We start from the raw sequence: 1,268 nt of genomic DNA on the forward strand, positions 1-1,268 counted from the left end.
GCCTTACGATTTCGAACTCATCGACATCATCAAGATCACCTTCCCCGCTGCCGTTGTCGGCATCGTCCTTTCCTCCATCGCGGTCAACCGCCTCGGCAAGGATCTCGACGACGACCCGGAGATACAGGCGAAGTTGAAGTCGGGCGAATTGGCCGGACCGGGTGCAGCGTCCAAGACCGAACTCGTCTCGACGAAGACCGGACGAAACGCGGCACTGATCTTCCTGGCCGGCGTCCTGGCTATCGTGATATTCGGCCTGTTCAAGGGAATTCGCCCCGAAGCCGCCGACGGTACCCCGATGGGGATGACACCGATCATCGAAATGCTGATGTTCGTCGTGGGCACGTTGATCCTGCTGGTGTGCCGCCCGAATGTCGCCGACGTGCCGTCGTCGACGGTGTTCCGTGCCGGTATGGTCTCGGCCATCGCGCTGTTCGGTCTGGCATGGCTGACGGACACGTTCATCAGCGCCCATTCCGAGCTGATCACGAGCACCGTCGGCGACTGGGTCAACGCCGCGCCGTGGATCTTCGCGCTCGGTGTCTTCCTGGTCTGTGTACTGACGACCAGTCAGTCGACCGCGACGCGGACCATTGTGCCGATCGGTCTCGCAGCCGGGATTGCACCCGGCCTGGTGAGCGGAATGTGGGCCGGAGCGTTTGCCGGTGTCTATCTGTTGCCGACGAACGGTTCGCAGATCGCGGCTGCGAACTTCGACCTCTCGGGCAGCACGAAGCTGGGATCCAAGCTCGTCGACCACTCGTTCTTCCTGCCGACCATCATCTTGGCCGTGACGACGATTGCGGCCGGTGCTCTGTTCGGAGTGGTGCTCGGCTGAGAGTTGAGGCTGAGTCTTACGTCAGCTGTTGCGGTAGTGGTCCCAGCTCGCCTTGCACGCGTGGGCGAGCTGGTCCACCCGTTCGGCGTCGGGTGTAGGCCAGTCGACGCCGGGTTCCATGATGTAGGCGGCCAGTTCGTCTCCCAGTAGGAATTCTCGTTTGAATTCGGCCTGAACCGCGCTCAACGTGATCCCGGCTTCGGCGGCGCGGGCGCTCAATTCGGCGAATCTGGCTCCGGCTCGAATGATTTCGAAACTGCCGAGGTACGGCTGATTGAGAGCGACGGCATCCGGATCGTCGACCTGAAATCCCTTGCGATGTGAGACCGCCAGTGTGCGAATGAGCTCCGGATCCATCGTCACGGGATTGTCGCCGCGTCGATTACCGTCGTGATCGCCACGATTGGAGAGTGCGACGACGTCGGGGAGC

Annotated in this window: 2 protein-coding genes; one reads left to right on the forward strand and one right to left on the reverse strand. The window is 62.1% G+C overall.

What is annotated here, in order from left to right:
• A partial coding sequence (locus ABT116_RS47475) for an anaerobic C4-dicarboxylate transporter family protein (RefSeq protein WP_351647621.1) occupies window positions 1-838 on the forward strand: 838 nt, incomplete at its 5' end.
• Window positions 839-859: 21 nt separating this feature from the next.
• On the opposite strand, the gene ABT116_RS47480 is transcribed toward ABT116_RS47475, so the two are convergent.
• Window positions 860-1,268: hypothetical protein (locus ABT116_RS47480; protein ID WP_351647623.1), on the reverse strand; the 409-nt coding region annotated here is incomplete at its 5' end.

It is taken from the genome of Streptomyces sp. NPDC002130, from assembly GCF_040296465.1.
GTDB lineage: Bacteria > Actinomycetota > Actinomycetes > Streptomycetales > Streptomycetaceae > Streptomyces.